Below are 24,230 nucleotides of genomic sequence, written 5' to 3' on the forward strand. Positions count from 1 at the left end.
ACGCTTTCAGGCGGCAGGCTGGCGATCGGATCCGGTCTCATGCCTTCAGTCTAGGACCGTGGCGGAGGCGGCGGCGGAAACGCCGTCTTTCCCCTTTCCAAAGGGGACCGATTGTCTCCTAAAGTCCCGCCTTGTCCCCGGACTATCCGTCTCGGGAGTCCCGTCTCCGGAGGCCGCATGACCGTCACGACCACAGCCTTCGCCAGTTTCGACGGCGCGCCGATCGCGGTGCACGAGATCGGCGAGGGGCGGCCGACGCTGATGCTGCACGGCTTCATCGCCACGGCGGAATTGAACTGGATCCTGCCGGGGATCGCCGACCGTGTCGCCGCCGCCGGCCGCCGGGTCATCATGCCCGACCTGCGCGGCCACGGCGGCTCGGCCGCGCCGACCGACCCGGCGACCTGGTCGCCCGACATCCTGCCTCGCGACCAGGAGGCGCTGATCAAAGGCCTGGGGCTAAGCGACTACGACCTGGTCGGCTATTCGCTGGGCGCGCGGACCGCCGTCCGCATGCTGGTGCGCGGCGCGACGCCCGAGCGGGTGGTGCTGGGCGGCATGGGCGACAGCGGGGTGATGGCGGCCGGCATGCGGGCGGCGATGTTCGAGGACTCGATCCGCAACGGCGAGAAGGCCGCCGATCCGAAGGCCGGCAAGATCATCCAGGCCCGCATCCGCCAGGGCGGCTTCGTTCCCGAAGCGCTGCTGGGGGTGCTGTCCAGCTTCGTGCCGACCACGGAGGACGAGCTGCGCAAGCTTGACCGGCCCATCCTCGCGGTCTGCGGCGAGCTGGACCAGGACAACGGCTCCCCCGAACGCCTGGCCGAACTGCTGCCCCGGGGCGTGGCGCAGCGCGTCCCCGGCACGCACCTCAGCGCCGTCGCAGAGCCCGCGCTGGCCGAGGCGATCGTGGCGTTCCTGGAGGGCTAGCGGTCTTCGAGCGCGTGGATGATGCGGAGGACGACGACCTCTCCCTCATCCACCAGATACTGCATCACATAGCCAGCTCGTCCAAACGGGACGAAGAGTTGGCGCATGGAACCCAAACGCGCGCGATAGCCCCGCTCGGCCATCTCGCTTAAGCTGAGAAGCCCCGCCTCGATGGCGTCCATTGCCCGCTTGGCCGCCGCAGGATTCCGCTCCTGCAGAAAATCCGCCAATCGCAGAACATCACGCCGTGCCGTCGCCGCGAGGCGAACCCTCACCGCTTGATGGTCCGACGCGACGCCACCTCTCTGCGGAGCTCCTCCATGAACTCATCGACCGAAATCGTCTCGCCTGTCCGCCGATACTCCTCGAGGCGCTCCAGGGCGATCGTCCAATCGCTGTCTACGGGCGCCCGGAACGGCGCACCGCCCTCGGCGACGCCTTCCGGCGGCGGCTTTCGATCGTTGCTCATGCCGGAAGGGTACGCTTCGCAGGTTGGCCCGGCAAGCTCTACCGGAACGGCGGCTCGTCGAAGGAGCGCAACTTACGAGAGTGCAAGTTCGGCCCTTCCGCGCGGAGCAGGTCCACCGTGGCGATGCCGATCTGCAGGTGCTGGCCGATGGCGCGCTCGTAGAAGGCGTTGGCCTGGCCGGGCAGCTTGATCTCGCCGTGCAGGGGCTTGTCCGACACACAGAGCAGCGTCCCGTACGGCACCCGGAAGCGATAGCCCTGGGCGGCGATGGTGGCGCTCTCCATGTCGATGCCGACCGCCCGGCTCTGGTTGAAGCGCAGCGCCGAGGAGGTGTAGCGCAGCTCCCAGTTCCGATCGTCCGTGGTCACCACCGTGCCGGTCCGCAGACGGCTCTTCAGCGTCTCGCCGCTCTCGCCGCTGACATGCTTGGCCGCGTCATAGAGGGCGCGCTGGATCTCGGCGATGCTCGGGATCGGGATGTCGGGGGGCAGCACCGCGTCGAGGACATGATCGTCGCGCAGGTAGGCGTGGGCCAGGACGTAGTCGCCGATCCGCTGGCTGCCGCGCAGGCCGCCGCAGTGGCCGATCATCAGCCAGGCCTGCGGCCGCAGCACCGCCAGGTGGTCGGTGATGGTCTTGGCGTTCGAAGGGCCGACGCCGATGTTGACCAGCGTAATGCCCTGCCCGTCCGCCGTCATCAGATGGTAGGCCGGCATCTGGTGACGCCGCCACGGGCCGTTGGCCACCGCCAGCTCGGGATCGGGCGTGTCCGCGGTGATAAGAATGTTGCCCGGCGCCGACAGGGCGGTGAACCGCGTGCCCGGCTGGCGCAGCTGCTCGCAGCCCCAGCGGACGAACTCGTCGACGTAGCGATGGTAGTTGGTGAACAGGATGTAGGGCTGCACATGTTCGGCGGGCGTGCCGCTGTAGTGCTTCAGCCGGGCCAGCGAAAAGTCGGTCCGCAGCCCGTCGAACAGGGCGAGCGGCCGGGCCTCCTCCAGCACCGGGCTCCACATGCCGTCGGCCAGCTCGTCGCCGATATGGGCCAGTTCGGTGGTCGGGAACCAGCGGGCGATGTCGGCGGCGCTGACGTCCGCCAAGGCCAGGTCGCCGCCGTCCAGCACATAGGGGAACGGGATTTCCTGCAGCGACCGGCCAACGTCGACCGTGGCGCCGAAGTCCTTCATCACCAGGGCCAGCTGCTCGACCAGATAGTCCTTGAACATCGCCGGCCGGGTCACGGTGGTGGCGTAGCTGCCCGGCGTGCCGATGCGGGCATAGGCGCGACTGATGCGCGGATAGCCGTTCTCGCCGCTCCAATGCAGCCGAAGTTCGGGATAGGCGAAGGTCCCATCCAGGCGCGAGGCGGGATCAGGACGGGTTCCGTCGGTCAGGAATGCCTTGAGGGCGCCGCGCAGAGCGGAGACGGAGCGGTCGTATTCTTGGATAAGCCGTTCGACGATGACGGCTGCTTCTTTCTCATGAGTCATGACTGCTTATAGCGACGCTGCGTGAACTTGGCGAGACAGCGCCCCGACACGGCCGGCGCCTTGCTGGCGCCGCGATGCGGGGCCACATGTCAGGCCATGAACAACTCTGTACGCACCTTCATGCTTCTGGCCGGCCTGACGGCGCTGTTCGTCGTGGCCGGCTACTTCATCGGCGGAACCGCGGGGATGCTGATCGCCCTGGTCCTGGCCGGCGGCATGAACCTGTTCAGCTACTGGAACGCCGACAAGATCGTCCTGAAGATGTACGGCGCGATCCAGGTCGACGAGAGCCACCCGGAGCCGCTGATCCGCAACTATGTCGCCGACACTCTGGCGCTGGCCGACCGCGCGGGCATGCCGCGCCCGAAGGTCTACGTGATCCAGACCGAACAGCCGAACGCCTTCGCCACCGGCCGCAACCCTCAGAACGCCGCCGTCGCCGCGACGGTCGGCCTGCTGCGCCTGCTGGACCGGCGGGAGATTCGCGGCGTCATGGCCCACGAACTGGCCCACGTGAAGAACCGCGACACCCTGACCATGACGGTCACCGCCACCATCGCCGGCGCGGTCTCGGCCCTGGCCAACATCGCCTTCTTCTTCGGCGGCGACCGCGACCGGCCGGCCGGGATGATCGGGACCATCCTGATCGCGATTCTCGCCCCCATCGCCGCCGCCCTGGTGCAGATGGCGATCAGCCGCGGCCGCGAGTACGAGGCCGACCGCCACGGCGCCGAGATCAGCGGCGACCCGCAGGCCCTCGCGGACGCCCTGCGCAAGATGGAGGCCTACGCCCATCGCACCATCAACGAGACGGCCGAGCGCAACCCGGCGACGGGCCAGATGTTCATCATCAACCCCCTGGCGGGCAAGGGCGCGGACAACCTGTTCTCGACCCACCCCAACACCGCCAACCGTGTCGAGGCGCTGATGAAACTGGCCGGCTCCGCACGCCCGCGGACGACGGGTTCCGCCGTCCCGCCGACCCCGACGCGCAAGGGTCCCTGGGCCTGATCCCGGCGCCGCGCGCCATGCCTTTCTCAAGAAAAGGAATGGGCGCTGCGCCCCAGCTCATCCGCAAGTGCATGGACTAGCGGCGATTTCCCCGCCAGATAGGCGACCTCTTCACGGTGGGGAAATCCGTATGAACCGACTTTTCACCTTCCTGATCGTCGCCTCGATGGTGCTGGGCGTCGGCGTGGGCTGGGTCTGCCACGTCACCCTCGACGCCGAACAGGCGGCCCAGGCCGCGACCTGGTTCAAGGTGGGCACCGACGTCTTCCTGCGCCTGATCAAGATGATCATCGCGCCGCTGGTGTTCTCCACCCTGGTGGCGGGCATCGCTCACATGGGCGACGCGGCCAGCGTCGGACGCGTCGGCGCCAAGACGATGGGCTGGTTCATCACCGCCTCGATCTTCTCGCTGCTGCTGGGCCTGGTCATGGTCCACATCCTGCAGCCCGGCGTCGGCCTGACCCTGCCGATCCCCGAGACTGCCTCGACCGGCGTCGACGCCTCCAAGCTGACGCTGCAGGAGTTCATCACCCACGTCTTCCCGAGCTCGATCTTCGACGCCATGGCGCGGAACGAGATTCTGCAGATCGTGGTCTTCTCGATCTTCGTCGGCGTGGCCGTGGCCTCGCTGGACGACAAGGCCCCGGCGATCCTGGGCCTGGTCGAGCAGATGGCCGCCATCATGCTGAAGGTCACCGGCTACGTCATGAAGGCGGCCCCGCTGGCCATCTTCGCCGCCCTGGCCGGCACCGTCACCAAGTACGGCCTCGATATCCTCGGCATCTACGCCAAGTTCATCGGCGGCTTCTATCTGTCGCTGGGCGTGCTGTGGGGCCTGCTGGCCCTGGCCGGCTTCATCATCGTCGGCCCGCGCATCCTCAAGCTGCTCGGCATGGTCCGCCAGCCGACCCTGCTGGCCTTCGCCACCGCCAGCTCGGAAGCCGCCTATCCGCGCACCCTGGAAGAGCTGCAGAAGTTCGGGGTCAACAAGAAGGTCGCCTCGTTCGTCCTGCCGCTGGGCTACTCGTTCAATCTGGACGGGTCGATGATGTACTGCACCTTCGCGACCCTGTTCATCGCCCAGATCTACGGGGTCGAGATGAGCATCGGCCAGCAGATCACCATGCTGCTGCTGCTGATGGTCACGTCGAAGGGCATGGCCGGCGTGCCGCGGGCCTCGCTGGTCGTCATCGCCGCCACCCTGGCCTACTTCGACCTGCCGGAAGCGGGCATCGCCCTGATCCTGGCGGTCGACCACCTGCTCGACATGGGCCGCAGCGCCACCAACGTGGTCGGCAACTCGGTCGCCGCGGCGGTGGTCGCCAAGTGGGAAGGCCAGTTGGGCGACGGCGAGGAAGAGCCGGAAGCCAAGCCGGCCGCCTAACGCGGGTTTCTAAAAGAAACTTGCCTTCCGTGCGGGTCACGCGCTCATCCTGACGATCGTCCTTTCGAGGAGATCATCGGGATGAGCGTTTCCGTTTCCAGAGACGGCCCTGTCACCATCGTCACCATCGAACGGCGGGAGGCGCGCAACGCCGTCGACGGCCCGACCGCCCTGGCCCTGTACGACGCCTTCAAGACCTTCGACGCCGACGAGACCGCGAGCGTGGCGGTGCTGACCGGCGCCGGCGGCAACTTCTGCGCCGGGGCCGATCTCAAGGCCGTCGGCACGGACCGGGGCAACCCGGTCAAGCGCGCCGGCGACCTGGGTCCCATGGGCGCCACCCGCCTCTCCCTGTCCAAGCCGGTCATCGCCGCGGTCGAGGGCTTCGCCGTCGCCGGCGGCATCGAGCTGGCCGCCTGGTGCGACCTGCGGGTCGCGGCGCGGGGCGCGACCTTCGGCGTCTTCTGCCGCCGCTTCGGGGTGCCCCTGATCGACCTGGGCACGATCCGCCTGCCCCGCCTCATCGGCCAGTCGCGGGCCATGGACCTGATTCTGACCGGCCGGCCGGTCGGCGCCGAGGAGGCCCTGGCCATGGGCCTGGCCAATCGTGTCGTCGACGACGGCAAGGCCCTGGACGCGGCGGTCGAACTGGCCCATCAGCTCGCCGCCTTCCCGCAGGCCTGCCTGCGGAACGACCGCCGTTCGGCCCTGGACCAGTGGAGCCTGGACTGGGACGCCGCCACGGCCCGTGAAATCGAACTCGGCCTAGAGACCCTGCAATCGGGAGAGACCGCCGCCGGCGCCGCCCGCTTCGCCGGGGGCCAGGGCCGTGGAGGACAGTTCTGAGATGACCGCACCCACCCTTCTCGACCGCACGGGCGGCGACAACTCCGCCCTGATGACCCAGGGCCAGAAGGGCATGCTGCCCGACCTGCTCGGCCTGGAGTGGGAGATCGTCCGCAACGGCCTCGTCCGCGGCCGCTTCACCATCCAGCGCCATCACCTGGCGCCCAACGGCTTCCTGCACGCCGCCAGCGTCATCACCCTGGCCGACAGCGCCTGCGGCTACGGCGCGATGAGCTCGCTGCCCGACGGCGCGACCGGCTTCACCACCATCGAGCTGAAGACCAACTTCCTGAGCACCGCGCTCGAGGGCGTCGTCGCCTGCGAGGCCCGCATGGTCCACGGCGGCCGCACCACCCAGCTCTGGGACGCCGAGGTGAAACATCAGGACACGGGAAAAACCATGGCCCTGTTCCGCTGCACCCAGGCCGTCCTCTGGCCCAAGCGATAAGGCTCCAAACGGCCTCTTGCGCAAACGGGGCGGCATCGCTAGGTTCCGCGCCTTCCCGCTCAGGAGGCCTTCGGCCTCCACACCCGGCGTAACGGAGAGGTGGCAGAGTGGTTGAATGTACCGCACTCGAAATGCGGCGTGCCTTCACGGGTACCGTGGGTTCGAATCCCACCCTCTCCGCCATCGCCAGCTGACCCCGCCGACGTCCCGGACCGGGGTAGGACGTTCCCCATGACTCATGCCGAGAAGGCCCTGGCGCTGGCGAACCAGGGCATCGCCTTCGACGCCGCGGGAGATCATAAGCAGGCCGCCCAGCGCTGGGAGATCGCCTCGGACTACGCGAACGCGCACCTCTCGGGCGAGGACATCGACTACTGGATCAAGAGCGGCTTCGGCGCGGCGTTGTACGAGATCGGCGCCTATGAGCGGAGCATCGCCGTTTCGCTGGTCGCGCTGGATTGGTGCTCGCGCCTCAACCAACCCCTGCCCGCGCTGACGATCGCCAGATGCCATCTGAAGCTCGGCGACCCGCAGGCCGCCGAGACCTACCTGGCTATGGCGCGCGCTCTGGCGGGCGACGAGGTGCTGACGCGCCTGACCCCGGACGAACGCCTGATCCTCGACCCGCGCTAGTAGCGTCGTCGGCCGGTCACCCGCGCCATGAAGGCCTCAGGGCCCTCCACGCCCTTCCAGTCGTCGATCCGCGCGGTCAGGGCCTCGATTTCCTGCAGAACATGCGTGACCGCGTCACGATCGCCACGCCCCGCGCGCAGGCCCAGCAGGGCCCGACGGTAGAGCAGCAGCCCGGCCAGCGGCCGACGGCCTTCCAGACGCGCCGCCCACGCGATCAAGTCCTCCGGCCGGCCCTCGATATCGCCGGGACGCTTCTCGACCATCGTCGCCGCTTCGGTCAGGGCCGGCCACTCCATCAGGAACGCCAGCCCCGCCGCGAACCGCGGATGGGCGGCCGCCAGAGCCGTGGCGCGGTCGACAGCGATCACGTCGTCGAAGTCCGCCAGGCGCTTCAAATGCGCCCGCAGCATGTCCGGCGACAGGGTGCGCTCGAAGGCCGCCCAGCGCTCGGCCTGGGCCGTGCTCTGCCGACCTGACGCCTCCAGCAGGTCGATGTGGGCGGCGCGCCAGGCTTCCTCGCCGGCGTCGGGCGCCAGGCGGCCGAACGCGGGCGGCGTCCCCCGTCCGGCCGGGTCCGAAGCCTTCAGGGCCGCCGCCGCATCCTCGATCCGCCCTTCGGCGAGCAGCCGGACGGCGATGGCCGCCCCGGTCGCCGGATCGGACAGCAGCCGCGGACTGACCGTCTCGATGAAGGCGTCGACGTCGCCGGCCTTGTCGGCCAGGGCGCGCAGCACCTGTCCGGACGGCGCGAGGGCGGGCCGCGCTTGGCGTTCGCGGTTCACGGCGTCGAGCACCGCCTTTGCGAAGGGCTGCCCCAGCGCCGGCAGCGCCACCGTCAGCCAGGCGGCCCAGGTCGCCTTGGCGCGCAACAGGATGTCGGCCAGCGCCGGGGCAGTCGCCATGGCCGCCTCCGGCGCGGCTTCGCCCAGCACGGCGATGTCCGCCGCCGCCTCCAGGAACACCGGCGCCAGTTCGCCCTTCGGGTCCTTAACCCGCAGGCCCAGGTCCTCGGCGAGGTCCAGGAACGCCCATAGCCGGACGAAGGCCGCGGCGGCGTCCAGGGCGCCGAGCCGCTCGGCGATCATCCGGCGCAGGACGTGCAGATCGAGCACCAGCTCGCCGCGCTTGCGCCAGGACACCCGCGCCTTGCTGGCCGCCAGGGCCGACAGCCGCTTGTCGATCTCGGCGGCCAGGTCCGCGGGACCCACCGCCGCCGCCAGCTCCATCCGCAGACGACGCTTGAGATTCGGCTGGCTGTCGCCCAGCTCCATCAGCAGCGCGGCGAGACGATCCGCGCCAAGCATCTCCAGATTCGCCTGGGTCAGACGCTTGGAGGCCGCCGCCGAGGGTTTCTTGCTCATGATCCTGACATCGACGACCCGGCCGCCCGGGTCAACGGCGACAGGCGGCCGCGCCCCACCCCGTCGCGCGAGCGCGACAGCCTCGAATATCCTCCGCCTACGGCGCGTTCCGCCGCAACCATAGCGAAACTGTCACAAAACTCGTTCAGGAGGGGTGTGCCTTCGCCCCGCGCGCCATGCGCCCTGTCCGGAGACTACCCCCTATGCGCACTCTTCTCACCCTCGCCGCCGCCTCGACGGCCGTGCTGGGCCTCGCCGCCTGCGGCGACAACGCCGGCAAGGCGCCCGCCGCCAAGTCCGGCGCCGCCTCGGCGTCCCGCAACGCTCCGTGGGCGGCCGGCTCGTCCACCGTCTTCCCGTTCGCCTCGCGCGTCGCCGAGAACACCGCCCGCACCAGCGGCGGCGCCCCGGCCAAGATCGAGTCGCTGGGCACCGGCGGCGGCATCAAGCTGTTCTGCGCCGGCACGGGCTCGGCCTACCCGGACATCGCCAACGCCTCGCGTCCGATGAAGAAGTCCGAGTTCGAGCAATGCGCCGCCAACGGCGTGAAGGACATCATCGAGATCAAGGTCGGCTATGACGGCGTGGTCATCGCCACCGCCCGCAGCGGCGCCGACTTCAACGTCTCGCTGGAGAACATCCACGACGCCCTGGCCGCCGAACTGCCGGAAGGCTCGGGCTTCGTCCCGAACAAGAAGACCAAGTGGAGCGAGGTGGCCGCCGGCCTGCCGGGCACGCGCATCCAGGTCTACGGCCCGCCGCCGACCTCGGGCACCCGCGACGCCTTCGTCGAACTGGCCCTGGACGCCGGCGCCGCCAAGAACCCGACCCTCAAGGCCCTGAAGGCCAGCAACGAGGACGAGTTCAAGAAGCGTGCGGGCACCCTCCGCTCCGACGGCGCCTGGATCGACGCCGGCGAGAACGACAACGCCATCATCGGCACCCTGACCAAGACCCCGGGCGCGGTCGGCGTGTTCGGCTACTCGTTCCTCGACAACAGCCGCGACCAGGTGAAGGCGATCTCGATCGGCGGCGTCCAGCCGACCATCGCCACCATCGCCGACGGCTCCTACCCGCTGTCGCGCTCGCTGTTCATCTACGTCAAGAAGTCGAACCTGGACGTCACGCCGGGCCTCAAGGCCTTCGTCAACGACTTCATCTCCGACGCGGCCAGCGGCAAGGGCGGCTACCTGCAGGATCGCGGCCTGATCCCGCTGACCGACGCCGAGCGCGCCGCCCAGAAGAAGGTCGTCGCCGACCAGACCCCGATGGCGGCTCCGGCGAAGTAATCCAGGCTTACGCCTGAAATGAACGACGCCTCCCCGGAGCCATCCGGGGAGGCGTTTTCTTTTTCCGTCTACATCATCCCGGAAGCCTCGCAGAGGCTGTCCGGGACCCAGCTCCAGCGCCGCGTGGTCGCCTGGGTCCCGGCTCTTCGGCCGGGATGACAACCGAGTGAGCGCTCAGGCAGCCGCCCGCCGCGGCGCCGGGTTGGTGAACCGCATCACGCCGTCGTCCACCGCGCCGTAGCGCAGCGCCATCAGGTCGCGGGCGTAGTTCTGGTGCAGTTTCCAGGGTTTCTTCGCGCCCTGTTTGGGGAACCTGTCGATCGAGCGCTGGACGTAGCCCGACGAGAAGTCCAGCCAGGGCTCCTCGCCCATCGCCGGATCGTCGTTGCGCGGCGTGCACTGGCGAAGGCCCTGCCGATCCATGTGATTCAGCAACCGGGTCACATACTCGCAGGTCAGGTCGCACTTCAGCGTCCAGGATGCGTTGGTGTAGCCGAACGACGAGGCCATGTTCGGCACGTCGCTGTACATCATGCCCTTGTAGTTCAGGGTCTTGGCCGGATCGACCTTCACCCCGTCGACGATGAACTCCATGCCGTTCAGCACCTGCAGGTTCAGGCCGGTGGCGGTGACGACGACATCGGCCTGCAGCTCTTCGCCCGACGCCAGCTTCACGCCGGTCTCGGTGAAGGTCTCGATCGTGTCGGTGACCACCGAGGCGGAGCCGGCCTTGATCGCGTCGAACAGGTCGTTGTCCGGCACCAGGCAGAGCCGCTGATCCCAGGGGTTGTAGCGCGGGGTGAAGTGCTTCTCGACGTCGTAGTCGGGACCCAGGTGCTCGCGGACCATGCCGATGATCCGCTCCTTGGTCTTCTCCGGCCGCTTGCGGGCCATGTTGTAGAAGAACATGCCGAACAGCACGTTCTTCCAGCGGGTGATCTGATAGGCGGTCATGGCCGGCAGCTTGGTCCGCAGCCAGTTGGCCACGCTGTCCTCGGCCGGACGCGAGACCACATAGGTCGGCGAGCGCTGCAGCATGACGACATGGTCGGCGTCCTTGGCCATCTCGGGGACCAGGGTGACAGCGGTGGCGCCGCTGCCGATCACGACGACCTTCTTGCCGCTGTAGTCCAGGTCCTCGGGCCAGTGCTGAGGATGGACCAGCGCGCCCTTGTAGCGCTCCGTTCCCTTCCAGTCCGGCGTGTAGCCGGCCTCGTAGTTGTAGTAGCCGCCGCACAGGAACAGGAAGCCGCAGGTGAAGCGGACCACCTCGCCCTCGCCGCGCACCGCCTCAACGGTCCAGACGGCGTCATCGGTGGACCAGGAGGCGGTCTTCACCCAGTGGCCGTAGCGGATGTGCTTGTCGACGCCGTACTCGGCCGCCGTCTCCTTGACGTACTTGAGGATCGACGGCCCGTCGGCGATGGCCTTGGCTTCCTTCCACGGACGGAAGCTGTAGCCGAGGGTGTACATGTCGCTGTCGGAGCGGATGCCGGGATAGCGGAACAGATCCCAGGTCCCCCCCATGCCTTCGCGGCCCTCGAGAATGACGTAGGACTTGCCCGGACTCTTGTCCTGGAGGTGGTAGCCCGCCCCGACGCCGGAAAGCCCAGCGCCGACGATCAGCACGTCGAAATGTTCGGTCGCGCCGCCCTTGGTCATGTGTCCGTTCCTGCCCGTTTTTCTATGTTGACGCTGATCATGTACCGAACACCGTCGTTTGAACAGCCGTTTGGACGTTACGTCATGCGACGCGACGTCGCCCGGTTGCGGCGGCAGGATGGGCGCCCTAACCAGACAATCTGAGTTCATTTCTCCCGGGGGAGGCGTTTTCATGCGCTCACGTTCGTTGTTCACGGCCTGCGTGGCCGTCCTGGCCTTGGCCGCGGCGATGCCGGCGGCGGCGCAGACGGCTCCGGCCGGCGCCGACGCCTACCAGCTGCCGCCGGCGCCGATCCCGCAGATCATCGACGCCCAGCCGACGCCCAGCGTCAGCGTCGCCCCCGGCAACACGGTCATGGCGCTGTTCGGCCGCTCGAACCTGCCGCCGATCGCCGAGATCGCCGAACCCGACCTGAAGCTGGCCGGCTTCCGGATCAATCCGCGCAACAACGGGCCCGCCAACAGCCGGGTGAGCTGGCTCAAGTCCCTGACGCTGCAGGACGTGAAGTCGGGCAAGACCCGCGAGGTCGCTCTGCCCGCCGGCGCGCGCTACATCTCCCCTGCCTGGTCGCCGGACAGCCGCTCGCTGGCCTTCCTGATGGACGCGCCCACGGGCCTCGAACTGTGGGTGGCCGACGTCGCCACAGCCACGGCCCGCCGCCTGACCGGTCCCTCGGTGAACGCGGCGTTCGGCGGCGGCTACAGCTGGCTTCCGGACAGCTCCGGCCTGATCGTCCGCCAGGTTCCCGACGGCCGCGGCGCCGCGCCCCAGGCCGCCCGCGCGCCGACCGCCCCGCTGGTCCAGGAGAGCATGGCGCGCGTCGCGCCGGTCCGGACCTACCAGGACCTGCTCGGCGACGGCGAGGACGAGGCGCTGTTCGAGCACTACTTCACCAGCCGACTGGTCATCCAGCCGCGCGACGGCGGCCCCGCCCGCGTCGTCGGCGAGCCTGGCGTCATCTCGTCGGCCTCGGCCTCGCCCGATGGCCGCTACATCCTGCAGACCCGCATCAAGCGGCCGTTCAGCTACATCGTCCCGGCCGGCCTGTTCCCGACCGATATCGTCGTCACCGATCTGACCGGCAAGACGGTCCACACCGTGGCGGCCCTGCCGCTGCGCGACGACATCCCGCCGCCGTTCGACGCGGTCGCCAAGGGCCCGCGCGCGGTGCAGTGGCGCGCCGACGCCCCCGCCACCCTGCTCTGGGCCGAGGCCCAGGACGGCGGCGACTCCCGCAAGCAGGCCGACGTCCGCGACGCCGTCTTCCTGCAGGACGCCCCCTTCGCCGCCCCGCCGCGCAAGCTCATCGATCTGAACGAGCGCTTCAGCGGCGTGACCTGGGGTCGTGAGGACGTCGCCGTCGTCCAGTCGATGTGGTGGAAGAACCGGCATGAGACCCGCTACCTGGTGAACCCGTCGGATCCGGCCGCCAAGCCCCGCGTGCTGGTCGATCGCAACTACCAGGGCCGTTACGACGACCCGGGCGACGTGATCACCAGGACCGACGCCGGCGGCCGGCAGGTCATCCACTTCACCCCGGACGGCAAGGGCGTGTTCATGACCGGAGAGGGCGCACGCCGCGAGGGCGAGTTCCCGTTCCTGGACCGCATGGACCTTGTCACCGGCAAGACCACCCGCCTGTGGCAGGCCAAGACCCCCTACTACGAATCCATCGTCGAGCTGCTGGACGACGCCGGCGAAACCCTGCTGACCCGCCGCGAAAGCCGCACCGAGGTTCCGAACTACTATGTCCGCAAGCGCTCGGGCGGGACGCCCCGCGCCCTCACCGCGTTCAAGGATCCCGCGCCGCAGTTCGCCGGCGTGACCCAGCAGCTGGTCACCTACAAGCGCGCCGACGGCGTCGAGCTGAGCGGGAATCTGTACCTGCCGGCCGGCTACGACCAGAAGAAGGACGGCCCGCTGCCGCTGGTGATGTGGGCCTATCCGACCGAGTTCACCGATCCGAAGATCGCCGCCGAGGTGGTGGCCGAGGACAATCGCTTCGTGCGGCCCGCCGGCTCCAGCCACCTGTTCCTGCTGACCCAGGGCTACGCGGTGCTGGACGACCCGAAGATGCCGATCATCGGCCCGGACGGCACGGCCAACGACACCTATGTCCAGCAGCTGGTCGCCAGCGCCCAGGCCGCCGCGGACAAGGTGGTCGCGATGGGCGTCGCCGATCGTGACCGCCTGGGCGTCGGCGGGCACAGCTACGGCGCCTTCATGACCGCCAACCTGCTGGCCCATTCCGACATCTTCCGCGCCGGCGTCGCGCGGTCGGGCGCCTACAACCGGACGCTGACGCCGTTCGGCTTCCAGGCCGAGGAGCGCACCTACTGGGAGGCGACCGACATCTACACCCAGATGAGCCCCTTCACCCATGTGAAGAAGATCAACGAGCCGATCCTGCTCATCCACGGCCAGGCGGACGACAACTCCGGCACCTTCCCGATCCAGAGCGAGCGCTTCTACGCCGCGCTGAAGGGCAACGGCGCCAACGTCCGCTACGTCGTGCTGCCGCTGGAGGCGCACGGTTACCGCGGCCGGGAGTCGGTCCTGCACACGCTGTGGGAAATGACCCGCTGGCTGGACCTCAATGTGAAGGCGGCCAAGCCGCGGACGGAGAAGTAGCCATGGCCGGACCCTATACAGACGACGACTGGATCGTCGGACAGTCCGAGGACGACGACGGCGTCCTCATCGTCCGTTGCCGGTCGCGCCTGCCTGAGCCGGATCGGCGCGCGGCCTGGCCGCACCTGGTCCTGGTCGGCTGGAGCTACGAACCGGAGCCCGACGCCGGCCTGCCCTCCGAGCGCGAGAACGCGCTGATGAACCGCTTCGAAGAGGCCGTCAGCGCGTCCGTCGAAGAGGCCGGGCGGGGCGTGCTCGTCGCGTCCATCCTGGGCGGCGGCGCCCGCGAATGGCGCTACTACGCCCAGGATCCGGACGCCTTCATGGACGTGCTGAACGCCGGCCTCGAAGGGCACCCCGAGTATCCGCTCGACTTCCGGGCCTTCGAGGACCCGGAATGGGACGCCCTGGCCGAGGTCCTGCCGGACGAGGCTTGATCGGCCCCGTCAGTAGACCAGATTCAGCCCCGCCACGACGGCCGCGCCGGTCAGGAAGATGATGATCGCAATGATCTCGTAGCCCTTGAAGAGAGGGCCCGTCGGCGAACGCATGTTGATATTCCCCCGCTTGTGCCGTTGTGGCGCAACGCGGAAGATGCAGGGCAAGGCGCACGCCAAGCTGGAGGGATCGATGCGGTTCGAGCGACGGGAGTTTCTGTTCGGGGCGGCGGCGCTCCTGGCGGCGCGGCCGGCGTTCGCGCAGGCCCCGCTGACGGTGTTCGCGGCGGCGTCGCTGCAGGAGTCGCTGACGGCGGCGAACGAGGCCTGGGCCAAGCGGAACGGAACGCCGGCCCGCCTCAGCTTCGGAGCCTCCTCGGCGATGGCGCGCCAGATCGAGAAGGGCGCCCCGGCCGACCTGTTCCTGTCCGCCGACGTCGACTGGGTGGACTGGCTGGCCGAGCGACGGCTGATCGTCCCCGCCTCCCGCCGCGATCTGCTGTCCAACAGCCTGGTGCTGATCGCCCCGGCCGCCTCGAAGACCAGCCTGAAGATCGCCAAGGGCATGCCGCTGGCCAAGGCGCTGGGCGGCGGCCGGCTGGCCGTGGCCGACCCCGCCGCCGTGCCTGCCGGGAAGTACGCCAAGGCCTCGCTGACGGCTCTGGGCGTCTGGGGATCGGTCGAGAAGAACCTGCTGCCGGCCGAGAACGTGCGGGCGGCCCTGGCCTATGTCTCGCGTGGCGAGGCGCCGCTGGGCGTCGTCTACGCCACCGACGCCAAGGCCGACCCGAAAGTCCGCGTCGTCGACACCTTCCCGGCGGCGACCCATCCGGCGATCGTCTATCCGGGCGCGGTGCTCTCGGGCTCACGCAATCCGCGGGCGGCGGCCTTCCTCGGCTACCTCCAGACGCCGGAAGCCGCCGCGATCTTCAAGCGCTACGGCTTCGGCGTGCTGGCGCGGCCGGCCTGATCAGTAGCCGACCTTGGCCGGCCACTGCAGGTAGCCGTCGCGATCCCGGCCGGCGAGCGGATAGTCGTACGGGCGGGCCTGGGGCGGCGGCGGGCGGCGGCGATCGTAGTCGCCGTAGTCGTAGCCGCGGCGGTAGTCGTCGCGATAACCGCGGCGGTAGCCGTCGTCGCGATAGCCGTGGCCGTAGCGCTCGCGGTGGCCGTACGACTCGACCGGGCCCAGGTAGCGCTCGGAATAGGTCTCACGCTCCTCGACCGACACATAGACGGCGGCGCGGGTGTCGGCGTAGCGGCGATAGTGCTTGCGAGGCTTCACATGGCGAGCCTTGCGGACCGCCGGACGCGGCGGCTCGGCCCTGGCCGGGCACTGGCAGCAGCAGTCGTGGCGGACCTCGATCACCTGCGGCGGCGGCGGGGCGGCCGGGGCGGCGGCCGGCGGCGGTGGCGCGGAAGCGGACTTGCCAGGCGCGGAGGCGGGAACGCCGGAACCCTGGCTGCAGGCGGTCACGAGGAGCGCGCCCGCGGCGATCAGCGGAATACGAAAGGACATGGACGGCCTCTTGGGGGGAGCGGCACGGTCGATCAGAACCGACACGATACCCCCTGGAAACGCCGCCGTGCGTCCTATTCTCCCCGAGCGCGAGACTTAACCATGACCCATTCGCGGATCAGGAGCGTTAGGCCCGCGCCCACGGCGATGCCGATGGTGTTCGCGAGCGCGTCGCGGACGTCGCCCTGACGGCCGTACGGCATGGCGGCCTGGATCAGCTCCACGACCACGCCGAAGCCGAACAAGGCCAGCGCCACCAACGGTATCCAGCGAGGAAAGGCGGCCGCCCCGGCGAGGGTGAGCACGGCGTAGGCCGCGCTGTGCTTGAGCTTGTCCCAGACGTTCGCCAGCGGCAGCTCGTCGCTCGGAGCCAGGGATAGCCAGAGAATGATCGCACAGCCGAGAATGAAGATGGCGATACGGAGAGGACGGGCGAGCATGGAACCTTCGGGTTGCGCGTCGATGGGGGGCTGTCTAGCGTCCGCGCCGCGAAAAGAGGAGCGGTCGTGACGGTTTCTGCGGTGATCTGGGACTTCGGCGGGGTGATCACCTCCTCGCCGTTCGAGGCATTCAACCATTATGAGGCGGAAAAGGGGCTGCCGCGCGATTTCATCCGTGGGGTGAACGCCGCCAACCCCGATCACAACGCCTGGGCCCTGTTCGAGCGCAACGAGATCGACGCCGCGGCCTTCGACGCGAAGTTCCTGGAGGAGTCGACCGCCCTGGGCCACTCGGTGCGCGGGGCCGACATCCTGCCGCGGCTGTCCGGCGACATCCGCCCACGCATGGTCGCGGCGCTGGAACAGTGCAAGGCCAACTTCAAGGTCGGCTGCATCACCAACAACGTCCAGACCGGCCACGGCGCCGGCATGTCGGGCACCAGCGAGAAGGCCGCTCAGGTCGCCGGGATCATGGCGCTGTTCGACGTGGTGATCGAAAGCTCGAAAGCCGGCGTCCGCAAGCCGGATCCACGCATCTATCAGATGATGTGCGAGCAGCTGGCGGTCGATCCGGCCGACTGCGTCTACCTCGACGACCTGGGAATCAACTGCAAGCCGGCCGCGATGCTGGGCATGCGGGCGATCAAGGTCGGCGGCGTCGACCAGGCCCTGGCCGAGCTGTCGGCCTCGACCGGCCTCATCTTCGAATAGCCAGAACAGGACAGGGAACGAGACCATGACCAAGCGCACGGGCCGGGTCGCCGGCAAGAAGGCCTTCATCACCGGCGCCGCTCAGGGGCTCGGCGCGGCGATGGCGCGCCGCCTGGCCGAGGAAGGCGCCCTGGTCAGCCTCGCCGATCTCAACCATGACGGCGTGAAGACCGTCGCGGCGGAGATCAACCAGGCGCATGGCGAAGGAACGGCCTTCGCCTTCCCGCTGGATGTGACCCGGGAAGACCAGTGGATCTTCGCCCTGGAGGAGGCCGACGCGGCCATGGGCGGCCTCTCCGTCCTGGTCAACAACGCCGGGATCAGCAAGGGCGGCCATCTGGAGCAGTGCAGCCTGGAGGATTTCCGCGAGGTGATGGCGGTCAACGTCGATAGCGTCTTCCTCGGCGCCAAGCATGCCCTGAAGTACATGCGCGCGCACCAGCCGGGCTCGATCGTCAACATCAGTTCGATCGCCGGCCTGATCGCCAACCACAACGGTCCAGCTTACAACGCCTCCAAGGCCGGCGTCTGGCTGCTCAGCAAGAACATCGCCCTCTATTGCGCCAAGCAGAAGCTCGACATCCGCAGCAACTCGATCCACCCGACCTTCATCGACACGCCCATCCTCGATCCGATCCGACAGGCGTTCGGCAAGGAGGAGGGCGAGGCCAAGCTCGGCCGTCAGATCCCGCTCGGCCACATCGGCGAGACGCTGGATATCGCCAACGCCGTGCTCTACCTGGCCAGCGACGAGAGCAAGTTCATGACCGGCGCCGAGCTGAAGCTGGACGGCGGCATCAGCGCGATGTGAGGTCGACGCCCCCTACCGCGCGTCCTCCAGCGCCAGGCCCGCGCCGCGCTCGGCGATCATGATGGTGGGCGTGTTGGTGTTGCCCGACGTGATGGTCGGCATCACCGAGGCGTCGATGACCCGCAGCCGCTCCAGCCCGATCACCCGCAGGCGTTCGTCGACCACGGCGGCGTTGTCGGACGGCAGCCCCATCCGGGCCGTTCCCACTGGATGGAAGATGGTCGTGCCGATGTCGCCGGCGGCCCGGGCCAGGGCGGCCTCGTCGTCGCCCACGGCGGGGCCCGGCAGATGCTCCGCTGGCGAGAAGCGCGCCAGGGCCGGCTGGGCCATCAGGCGGCGGGTCACGCGGATCGCGTCGGCCGCCACCCGGCGATCCTCGAGCGTGGCCAGGTAGTTCGGCGCGATCCGCGGCGCATCGCCCGGATCCGCCGAGCGCAGCCGGACCGTCCCGCGCGAGGTCGGGCGCAGGTTGCAGGCCGAGACCGTCACCGCCGGAAACCGATGCAACGGCTCGCCGAACCGGTCCAACGACAGCGGCTGGCAATGGAACTGGATGTTCGGCCGGTCGTGCTCCGGCGACGAGGTCGTGAAGATGCCCAGCTGCGACGGCGCCATGGTCAGCGGCCCGCGCCGGAACAGGGCGTACTCCGCGCCCATCAGCCCTCGCCCGACCAGAGAATGGTAGGTCTCGTTGAGGGTCTTCACCCCGCTGACCCGGTAGATCGCGCGCTGCTGCAGGTGGTCCTGCAGGTTCCGCCCGACGCCCGGCCGGGCGGCGACGACGGGCAGGCCCAGGTCGCCCAGCCAATCCGCCGGGCCGACGCCCGACAGCTGCAGGATCTGCGGCGACCCTATCGCGCCGGCCGCCAGGATCACCTCGCCCCGCGCCCGGACGTCGAACGCCCTGCCGCCGCGGCGGAAGCGGACGCCGACCGCCCGCCGATCCTCGAACAGCACCCGCTCGACCTGGACGCCCGTCTCCAAGCGTAGGTTCGGCCGCGCGAGCGCCGGCTTCAGGAAGGCGCGCGCCGCCGACCAGCGCAGCCCGCGCCTCTGGTTGACGTGGAACAGGCCGACGCCCGTGTTGTCGCCCGTGTTGAAGTCGGACGTCGCCGGGACGCCCATCTCGATCGCGGCCCTCTCGATGGCGTCCAGCACGGCCCAGCGGACCCGCGGCGCCTCGACCCGCCACTCGCCGCCGACGCCGTGGTCGTCGCTTTCGCCCAGGAAGTGATCGTCCAGCCGGCGGAACACGGGCCGCACCTCGTCCCAGCCCCAGCCGGCCAGGCCCAGCTGGCGCCAATGATCGTAGTCGGCGGCCTGGCCGCGCATGGAGATCATGGCGTTGATGGCGGAGCTGCCGCCGATGACCTTACCCCGCGGATACTTCAGCGTTCGCCCGTTCAGGCCCGGCTCGGGCTCCGTTTCGAACAGCCAGTCGGACCGTGGATTGCCGATGGCGAACAGGTAGCCGACCGGCACATGAAACCACATCCAGTCGTCCCGGCCGCCGGCCTCCAGGACCAGAACCCGACGGCGCGGATCCCGAGACAGCCGGTTGGCCAGCACGCATCCCGCGGAGCCGGCGCCGACCACGATGTAGTCGTACTCGCCCTCGAACGGGATCGTTTCCTCGGTCATGCCCTTCCATCGGCGACGACACGCCGTTCGCCAAGCCCCTTTGGCCGGGACGAACGATGGTCAGTTGATCAGGATCGTCCCGAGCAGGAACTTCGCGCCCTTCTGGCCGAGGGTCTGGTCGGTCAGCCGCTGCAGTTCGCGGGCCAGGTAGTCCGCGTCGGGGAGGCCGCCCGTCGGCAGCCCGGCCGCGTAGGCCTGGACGAAGCCGGCGTAGGCGGCGCGCAGACGCGGCTCCGACGCGGTCGCCCGCTGGCGCATCTTGTCGTCCGAGGTGTCCAGCCCGCATTCGACGGTGATCACGCCCCGGCTGCCGTCGCGTCGCACGATGGTCGCGACGATCGCCTTGATCTGAACGAAGCCGGCTCCGCCGCCCTTCTTGCGCTCCTCCCCGCCAGCGGCCGAGACGGCGGCGGGGATCAGGCTCAAGGCGGCGGCGATGACGAGACGGCGATCCATGCGACGCTCTTGCCGCATCATGGTTGACGGGCCGTTTACGATTTCAGTCGAAGCCTGACCGTGGGGCGTCCTCGCATCAGGTTCGGAGGAGCGCGCCCGCTTGGAGACGCCATGTCCAGCTTCGCGCCCGACACCCTGGATCTCGACGGGAAGGTCATTCTCGTCACCGGCGGCACCGGCTCGTTCGGCCGACGCTTCGTCGAGACCGTGCTGGCCCGCTTCAAGCCGCGGAAACTGATCGTCTACTCGCGCGACGAGCTGAAGCAGAGCGAGATGCAGCAGGATCTGCGCGAGCGATTCGACGCCGAGGCGATGAGTCGGATGCGGTTCTTCCTGGGCGATATCCGCGACCGCTCGCGCCTGACCCTGGCCCTGCGCGGCGTCGACATCGTCATCCACGCCGCCGCCCTCAAACAGGTGCCGGCCGCCGAGTACAATCCGTCGGAGTGCATCCACACCAACGTCATCGGCGCGGAGAACGTGGTCTGGGCCAGCCTGACCAATCGGGTGCAGCAGGTGGTCGCCCTGTCGACCGACAAGGCCTGCAACCCGGTCAACCTCTACGGCGCCACCAAACTGGCGTCCGACAAGACCTTCGTCGCGGCCAACAACCTCTCGGGCGACATCAGCACCAAGTTCTCGGTCGTTCGCTACGGCAACGTGGTCGGCTCGCGCGGCAGCGTCGTGCCGCTGTACCGCCGGCTGCTGGCCCAGGGCGCGACCGAGCTGCCCGTCACCGACGCCCGCATGACCCGCTTCTGGATCACCCTGAACCAGGGCGTGCAGTTCGTGCTGTCGTCGTTGGAGATCATGCGCGGCGGCGAGATCTTCGTGCCCAAGATCCCGTCCATGGCGATGCCCGACCTGGTCCAGGCCATGGCGCCGCTCGCCAAGATCAAGATCGTCGGCATCCGTCCGGGCGAAAAGCTGCACGAGACCATGGTCAGCGCCGACGACGCCCGCCAGACGATGGAGCTGGCCGACCGCTACGTGATCGAACCTTCCTTCGTCGAATATACCCGTGCGCCCTTCGGGCCCGTCGACGGCGCCAAGCCGGTCGCCGAGGACTTCGCCTACGCCAGCGATGGCAACCCCGACTGGCTGACCGCCGAGGGCCTGCGCCGCATGCTGGAGGAGACCGGCGCGTGACCCCCCTTCCCTTCCTGCCCTATGGCCGACAGACCATCGAAGATGACGATGTCGCGTCGGTGGCGGAGGCGCTGCGGGCGGACTTCCTGACCACGGGTCCGACGGTCGGCCGGTTCGAGGCCGCCTTCGCCGAGACGGTCGGCGCGCGTCACGCCGTCGCCTGCAGCAACGGCACCGCGGCGCTGCACATGGCCATGATGGCGGCGGGGATCGGACCCGGCGATATCTGTATCGTCCCTTCGATCACCTTCCTGGCCACCGCCAACTGCGCGACCTACGTCGGCGCCGACGTCGTCTTCGCCGATGTCGATCCCGACAGCGGCCTGATGACGCCCGAAACCCTGGCGGAAGCCTTGTCGCGCGCCGACGGGCGCCCCGTGCGCGCGGTGCTGCCGGTGCACCTGCGCGGCGACGTCTGCGACCTGCCGGCGCTCGCCGCCTTGGCCGGCGCGGCCGGGGCGATCCTGGTCGAGGACGCCCCGCACGCCCTCGGCTCCAGCCTGAGACGAGGCAACGAAGTCCATCGCGTCGGCGACAACGCCTTCTCGGCCATGGCGACCTTCTCGTTCCACCCCGTGAAGACCATCGCCACGGGCGAGGGCGGCATGGTGACCACCAGCGACGACGTCCTGGCCGAGCGCCTGCGGCTGGCCCGCAGCCACGGCATGGTCCGGCCGGCCGGGGCCGCGCCGTGGATCTACGAGATGCCCGAGCCGGGCTACAACTATCGCCTGCCGGACGTACTCTGCGCCCTGGGGCTGTCTCAGCTGGCCAAGCTGGAGCGGTTCACCGCGCGCCGGCGGGTCCTGGCCGCCCTCTACGAAACCGCCCTCGCCCCGTTGGCGCCGACGGTGCGGCTCGCGGCGCGACCGGAGCATTCCGACCCCGCGCTGCATCTGCTGACCGTGCTGATCGACTTCGCCGCCGCGGGAATCGAGCGGGCGCGGGTCGTCGCCGACCTGGCCGAAGCCGGCATCGGCTCCCAGGTCCACTACATCCCCGTCCATACCCAGCCCTACTGGCGAACACGCAACGGCGCGCTGGACCTGCCCGGCGCCCAGGGCTGGTACGACCGCTGCCTCAGCCTGCCGCTGTTTCCGGGCATGGACGACGGCGATGTCGAGAGGGTGGTCGCGGCGCTGGCTCGGGCGCTGCGCCTCTAGGCCGCCAGGCCCGCGGTCTGCATCAGGCCGCGCATCTGGGCCAGCGCCTCCGGCGACCGGGTCAGTTCCTCGCGGATGCCCGGCGCCTTGACCAGCTTCAGCGCCTCGGACCGCGCGCGGTCCGCCGCCGGGCCGAGCGGCGCCGTCTCGCCGACCGCCATCCGCAGCAGCAGGTTCAGGCGATGCACCGCCGGCGCCGAAGCCTTGGCGAGAGCGGCGACCAGCTTGCCGTCCGCCTCGACCATGCCGGCGACCTCGCCGATCTTGCCACGGATCGGATCGGCGTCCTCGGGGGCGAGCCCCGCGCGCAGGACCGATTTCTGCAGCGCCGCCAGGGCGACCAGCTTGGCGACCGGCGAATCCGGCCCGTAACGCTGCTCTTTCTCGAACCGTAGCGACGAGACATTGGCGTTCAGCCACCGCGCCGCCTGCCGCTTGTTGGCTCCGCCGGTGACGTTCTCGGCCAGCTTGATCAGGATCTCGATCTCCTCGCGCGAGGAGCGGTTCATGCCGAGCAGCGCATCGACGAAGTCGCCCGTCACCAGCGCTTTCGACCGTTCGGTGAAGGCGTGATGGATGTCCTCCATCGACAGCACACGGCCGCCGGCGGCGGTCAGGGCCATGGCGAGGCCGCGCAGAAGCTCGATCTCGGCCTCGGCTTCCCCCGGCTTCAGCCGGCGCGGTCCCGTCAGTTCGCGCAGCACCCGCTGGGCGATGGCCGAGCGGCAGGCCTCGAAGTGCGGACCCGCCAGCCAGTTCGCCAGGCGGGCGGCAGGGGGTTCGAGCGCCGGCATGACGCGCGCCACGGACGCCTCGATGCCAATCAGCGCTTCCACCGAGTCCGCGCCGGCCAGGCGGGTCATGGCCGCCAGCTGGCCGCCCAGGTCCAGCTCGACGCCGAGCAGGTCCATCATCCCGGCCCGCGAGCCGAGGATCTCCGTCAGGGGTTGCTCGATCACCGCCAGGGCCACGTCCCGGGCCTCCGGATTCAGCGGCGCGGAATCGGCGAGATCCAGCAACAGGCCGACCTTGTCGCCCCAGCCCCGCGCCGGCGCGATCGAGGCCGCCACCCCGGCGCCCAGCAGGTAGCTGCGCTCAGGCTCCTTGACGAGACGCTCGGCGGCCTTGGCGAAGCCTTCCTTGTCGATGTCCGGGAGATTGCCCTTCCTGGCGTCCTTCAGCAGCCGCTCGATGGCCCGTTCGGCCAGGCGCTGGAAGGAGCGCATGATCTCGTGGACCCCGATCCCCCGGGCCTGGGCCTCGGGCACGGCGATCTTCTGGATGGCGTGCTGCAGCTCGACGCCCTCGGCCTCCAGCTTCTGGACCAGGTCCGGACGGTGGAGCAGCTCGAACGGCGTCGCCTTCTGGCGCGTCAGCCAACCATCCAGCAGCCGGCCGATCCGCTCGCGCGCATGGCAGGTGTAGAGGTCGCCGGGGCTGACGCAGAGCGGCTCGCTGTCGTCTCGTTCCTTCCTGGGCTTGGAGCGATCCGGCGCGCCGCGCTCGAGGATGGTGACGGAGCTGAACTCCATCGTCTCCTCGTTGAGGATCTCCTTGGTCACGCGCACGGCCGCGACCCGACCCTCGGCCAGGGCGTCCTCGGCCGCTTCGATCACACGCGCCCGATCCTCGGTCGCGATGTCGAGCGTCCAACCGGACCCCGGTCGACGTCGGACGAACAGTTCGTAGTGCACCCGCCCACCCATGGAACCCGATCTATCGAACAAGGTTCTAAGGCGGCGTTTACG

Annotated in this window: 24 protein-coding genes and 1 tRNA gene; 15 read left to right on the forward strand and 10 right to left on the reverse strand. The window is 69.4% G+C overall.

What is annotated here, in order from left to right:
* Window positions 1-177 precede the first annotated feature (177 nt).
* On the forward strand, window positions 178-930 hold the full coding sequence (locus tag CSW64_RS19330) for an alpha/beta fold hydrolase (RefSeq protein ID WP_099623630.1): 753 nt from the start codon (window positions 178-180) through the stop codon (window positions 928-930).
* Here CSW64_RS19330 and CSW64_RS19335 read toward each other — a convergent pair.
* The 3 genes from CSW64_RS19335 to CSW64_RS19345 are packed head-to-tail and all read right to left on the reverse strand — an operon-like array spanning window position 927 to window position 2,889.
* Entirely contained in the window at window positions 927-1,205 is a 279-nt protein-coding gene (locus CSW64_RS19335) for a type II toxin-antitoxin system RelE/ParE family toxin (protein WP_099623631.1), read from the reverse strand. The two genes, CSW64_RS19330 and CSW64_RS19335, sit on opposite strands and share 4 nt — an antisense overlap.
* Window positions 1,202-1,399, reverse strand: a complete 198-nt coding sequence (locus CSW64_RS19340) for a hypothetical protein (RefSeq protein ID WP_099623632.1) — start codon at window positions 1,397-1,399, stop codon at window positions 1,202-1,204. Before CSW64_RS19340 ends, CSW64_RS19335 begins: the two co-directional genes overlap by 4 nt.
* A 38-nt stretch (window positions 1,400-1,437) precedes the next feature.
* Window positions 1,438-2,889 carry an AMP nucleosidase gene (locus tag CSW64_RS19345; RefSeq protein WP_099623633.1) on the reverse strand — a complete coding sequence of 484 codons (1,452 nt, stop codon included), beginning with the start codon at window positions 2,887-2,889 and terminating at the stop codon, window positions 1,438-1,440.
* A 96-nt stretch (window positions 2,890-2,985) separates the two neighbouring features.
* On the opposite strand from CSW64_RS19345, the gene htpX reads away from it, so the two are divergent.
* The 6 genes from htpX (at window position 2,986) to CSW64_RS19375 (ending at window position 7,211) form a co-directional block, all read left to right on the forward strand.
* Window positions 2,986-3,900: a zinc metalloprotease HtpX gene (htpX, locus tag CSW64_RS19350; protein ID WP_099623634.1), complete on the forward strand. Its 915-nt coding sequence runs from the start codon at window positions 2,986-2,988 to the stop codon at window positions 3,898-3,900.
* Between the two features lie 130 nt (window positions 3,901-4,030).
* The gene (locus CSW64_RS19355; protein ID WP_099623635.1) at window positions 4,031-5,284 is read left to right on the forward strand and encodes a dicarboxylate/amino acid:cation symporter; all 1,254 of its coding nucleotides are present in this window, start codon (window positions 4,031-4,033) and stop codon (window positions 5,282-5,284) included.
* An 81-nt stretch (window positions 5,285-5,365) separates the two neighbouring features.
* On the forward strand, window positions 5,366-6,130 hold the full coding sequence (locus CSW64_RS19360; protein ID WP_099623636.1) for a crotonase/enoyl-CoA hydratase family protein: 765 nt from the start codon (window positions 5,366-5,368) through the stop codon (window positions 6,128-6,130).
* A 1-nt stretch (window position 6,131) separates the two neighbouring features.
* On the forward strand, window positions 6,132-6,578 hold the full coding sequence (locus CSW64_RS19365; protein ID WP_099623637.1) for a PaaI family thioesterase: 447 nt from the start codon (window positions 6,132-6,134) through the stop codon (window positions 6,576-6,578).
* A gap of 93 nt (window positions 6,579-6,671) precedes the next feature.
* Window positions 6,672-6,761: transfer RNA gene (locus tag CSW64_RS19370), tRNA-Ser, on the forward strand.
* Window positions 6,762-6,809: 48 nt separating this feature from the next.
* Window positions 6,810-7,211 carry a hypothetical protein gene (locus tag CSW64_RS19375; RefSeq protein ID WP_099623638.1) on the forward strand — a complete coding sequence of 134 codons (402 nt, stop codon included), beginning with the start codon at window positions 6,810-6,812 and terminating at the stop codon, window positions 7,209-7,211.
* Here the strand turns inward: CSW64_RS19375 and CSW64_RS19380 are convergent.
* Window positions 7,208-8,572, reverse strand: a complete 1,365-nt coding sequence (locus CSW64_RS19380) for a DUF6880 family protein (RefSeq protein ID WP_099623639.1) — start codon at window positions 8,570-8,572, stop codon at window positions 7,208-7,210. The two genes, CSW64_RS19375 and CSW64_RS19380, sit on opposite strands and share 4 nt — an antisense overlap.
* A gap of 203 nt (window positions 8,573-8,775) precedes the next feature.
* Here CSW64_RS19380 and CSW64_RS19385 point away from each other — a divergent pair, with 203 nt between their 5' ends.
* Entirely contained in the window at window positions 8,776-9,861 is a 1,086-nt protein-coding gene (locus tag CSW64_RS19385; protein WP_099623640.1) for a substrate-binding domain-containing protein, read from the forward strand.
* A 174-nt stretch (window positions 9,862-10,035) separates the two neighbouring features.
* Here CSW64_RS19385 and CSW64_RS19390 read toward each other — a convergent pair whose 3' ends face one another.
* A complete protein-coding gene (locus CSW64_RS19390; RefSeq protein WP_099623641.1) occupies window positions 10,036-11,523 on the reverse strand; it encodes a flavin-containing monooxygenase in 1,488 nt (495 codons plus the stop codon).
* Window positions 11,524-11,695: 172 nt separating this feature from the next.
* Between CSW64_RS19390 and CSW64_RS19395 the strand changes: the two genes are divergently transcribed.
* From CSW64_RS19395 to modA, 3 genes are all read left to right on the forward strand, one after another.
* Window positions 11,696-14,155 carry a S9 family peptidase gene (locus tag CSW64_RS19395; RefSeq protein WP_099623642.1) on the forward strand — a complete coding sequence of 820 codons (2,460 nt, stop codon included), beginning with the start codon at window positions 11,696-11,698 and terminating at the stop codon, window positions 14,153-14,155.
* Window positions 14,156-14,157: 2 nt separating this feature from the next.
* Window positions 14,158-14,592 carry a DUF695 domain-containing protein gene (locus tag CSW64_RS19400; protein ID WP_099623643.1) on the forward strand — a complete coding sequence of 145 codons (435 nt, stop codon included), beginning with the start codon at window positions 14,158-14,160 and terminating at the stop codon, window positions 14,590-14,592.
* 157 nt (window positions 14,593-14,749) lie between these two features.
* Window positions 14,750-15,562, forward strand: a complete 813-nt coding sequence (gene modA / locus CSW64_RS19410; protein WP_216361210.1) for a molybdate ABC transporter substrate-binding protein — start codon at window positions 14,750-14,752, stop codon at window positions 15,560-15,562.
* Here modA and CSW64_RS22125 read toward each other — a convergent pair whose 3' ends face one another.
* The gene (locus CSW64_RS22125; protein WP_099623645.1) at window positions 15,563-16,111 is read right to left on the reverse strand and encodes a hypothetical protein; all 549 of its coding nucleotides are present in this window, start codon (window positions 16,109-16,111) and stop codon (window positions 15,563-15,565) included. It abuts the gene before it with no gap.
* 74 nt (window positions 16,112-16,185) lie between these two features.
* Window positions 16,186-16,551 carry a VanZ family protein gene (locus CSW64_RS19420; RefSeq protein WP_172448633.1) on the reverse strand — a complete coding sequence of 122 codons (366 nt, stop codon included), beginning with the start codon at window positions 16,549-16,551 and terminating at the stop codon, window positions 16,186-16,188.
* Between the two features lie 66 nt (window positions 16,552-16,617).
* Between CSW64_RS19420 and CSW64_RS19425 the strand changes: the two genes are divergently transcribed.
* Window positions 16,618-17,262, forward strand: coding sequence for an HAD-IA family hydrolase (locus tag CSW64_RS19425; protein WP_099623646.1), 645 nt, complete (start codon window positions 16,618-16,620; stop codon window positions 17,260-17,262).
* 25 nt (window positions 17,263-17,287) lie between these two features.
* A complete protein-coding gene (locus CSW64_RS19430) occupies window positions 17,288-18,073 on the forward strand; it encodes an SDR family oxidoreductase (protein ID WP_099623647.1) in 786 nt (261 codons plus the stop codon).
* A gap of 12 nt (window positions 18,074-18,085) precedes the next feature.
* Here CSW64_RS19430 and CSW64_RS19435 read toward each other — a convergent pair whose 3' ends face one another.
* Both CSW64_RS19435 and CSW64_RS19440 read right to left on the reverse strand, forming a co-directional pair.
* Window positions 18,086-19,714, reverse strand: a complete 1,629-nt coding sequence (locus CSW64_RS19435; protein ID WP_099623648.1) for a GMC family oxidoreductase — start codon at window positions 19,712-19,714, stop codon at window positions 18,086-18,088.
* 60 nt (window positions 19,715-19,774) lie between these two features.
* Window positions 19,775-20,170 (reverse strand): hypothetical protein, encoded by a 396-nt coding sequence (locus tag CSW64_RS19440; RefSeq protein ID WP_099623649.1) that lies wholly within the window; start codon window positions 20,168-20,170, stop codon window positions 19,775-19,777.
* A 111-nt stretch (window positions 20,171-20,281) separates the two neighbouring features.
* Here CSW64_RS19440 and pseB point away from each other — a divergent pair, with 111 nt between their 5' ends.
* Both pseB and pseC read left to right on the forward strand, forming a co-directional pair.
* Complete coding sequence (pseB, locus tag CSW64_RS19445; protein ID WP_099623650.1) at window positions 20,282-21,319, forward strand: UDP-N-acetylglucosamine 4,6-dehydratase (inverting); 1,038 nt, start codon at window positions 20,282-20,284, stop codon at window positions 21,317-21,319.
* Complete coding sequence (gene pseC, locus CSW64_RS19450; RefSeq protein ID WP_245863772.1) at window positions 21,316-22,482, forward strand: UDP-4-amino-4,6-dideoxy-N-acetyl-beta-L-altrosamine transaminase; 1,167 nt, start codon at window positions 21,316-21,318, stop codon at window positions 22,480-22,482. Before pseB ends, pseC begins: the two co-directional genes overlap by 4 nt.
* On the opposite strand, the gene CSW64_RS19455 is transcribed toward pseC, so the two are convergent.
* Window positions 22,479-24,188, reverse strand: a complete 1,710-nt coding sequence (locus tag CSW64_RS19455) for a hypothetical protein (protein WP_099623651.1) — start codon at window positions 24,186-24,188, stop codon at window positions 22,479-22,481. The two genes, pseC and CSW64_RS19455, sit on opposite strands and share 4 nt — an antisense overlap.
* Window positions 24,189-24,230 lie beyond the last annotated feature (42 nt).

The organism is Caulobacter mirabilis (assembly GCF_002749615.1).
Classification (GTDB): Bacteria; Pseudomonadota; Alphaproteobacteria; order Caulobacterales; family Caulobacteraceae; genus Caulobacter; species Caulobacter mirabilis.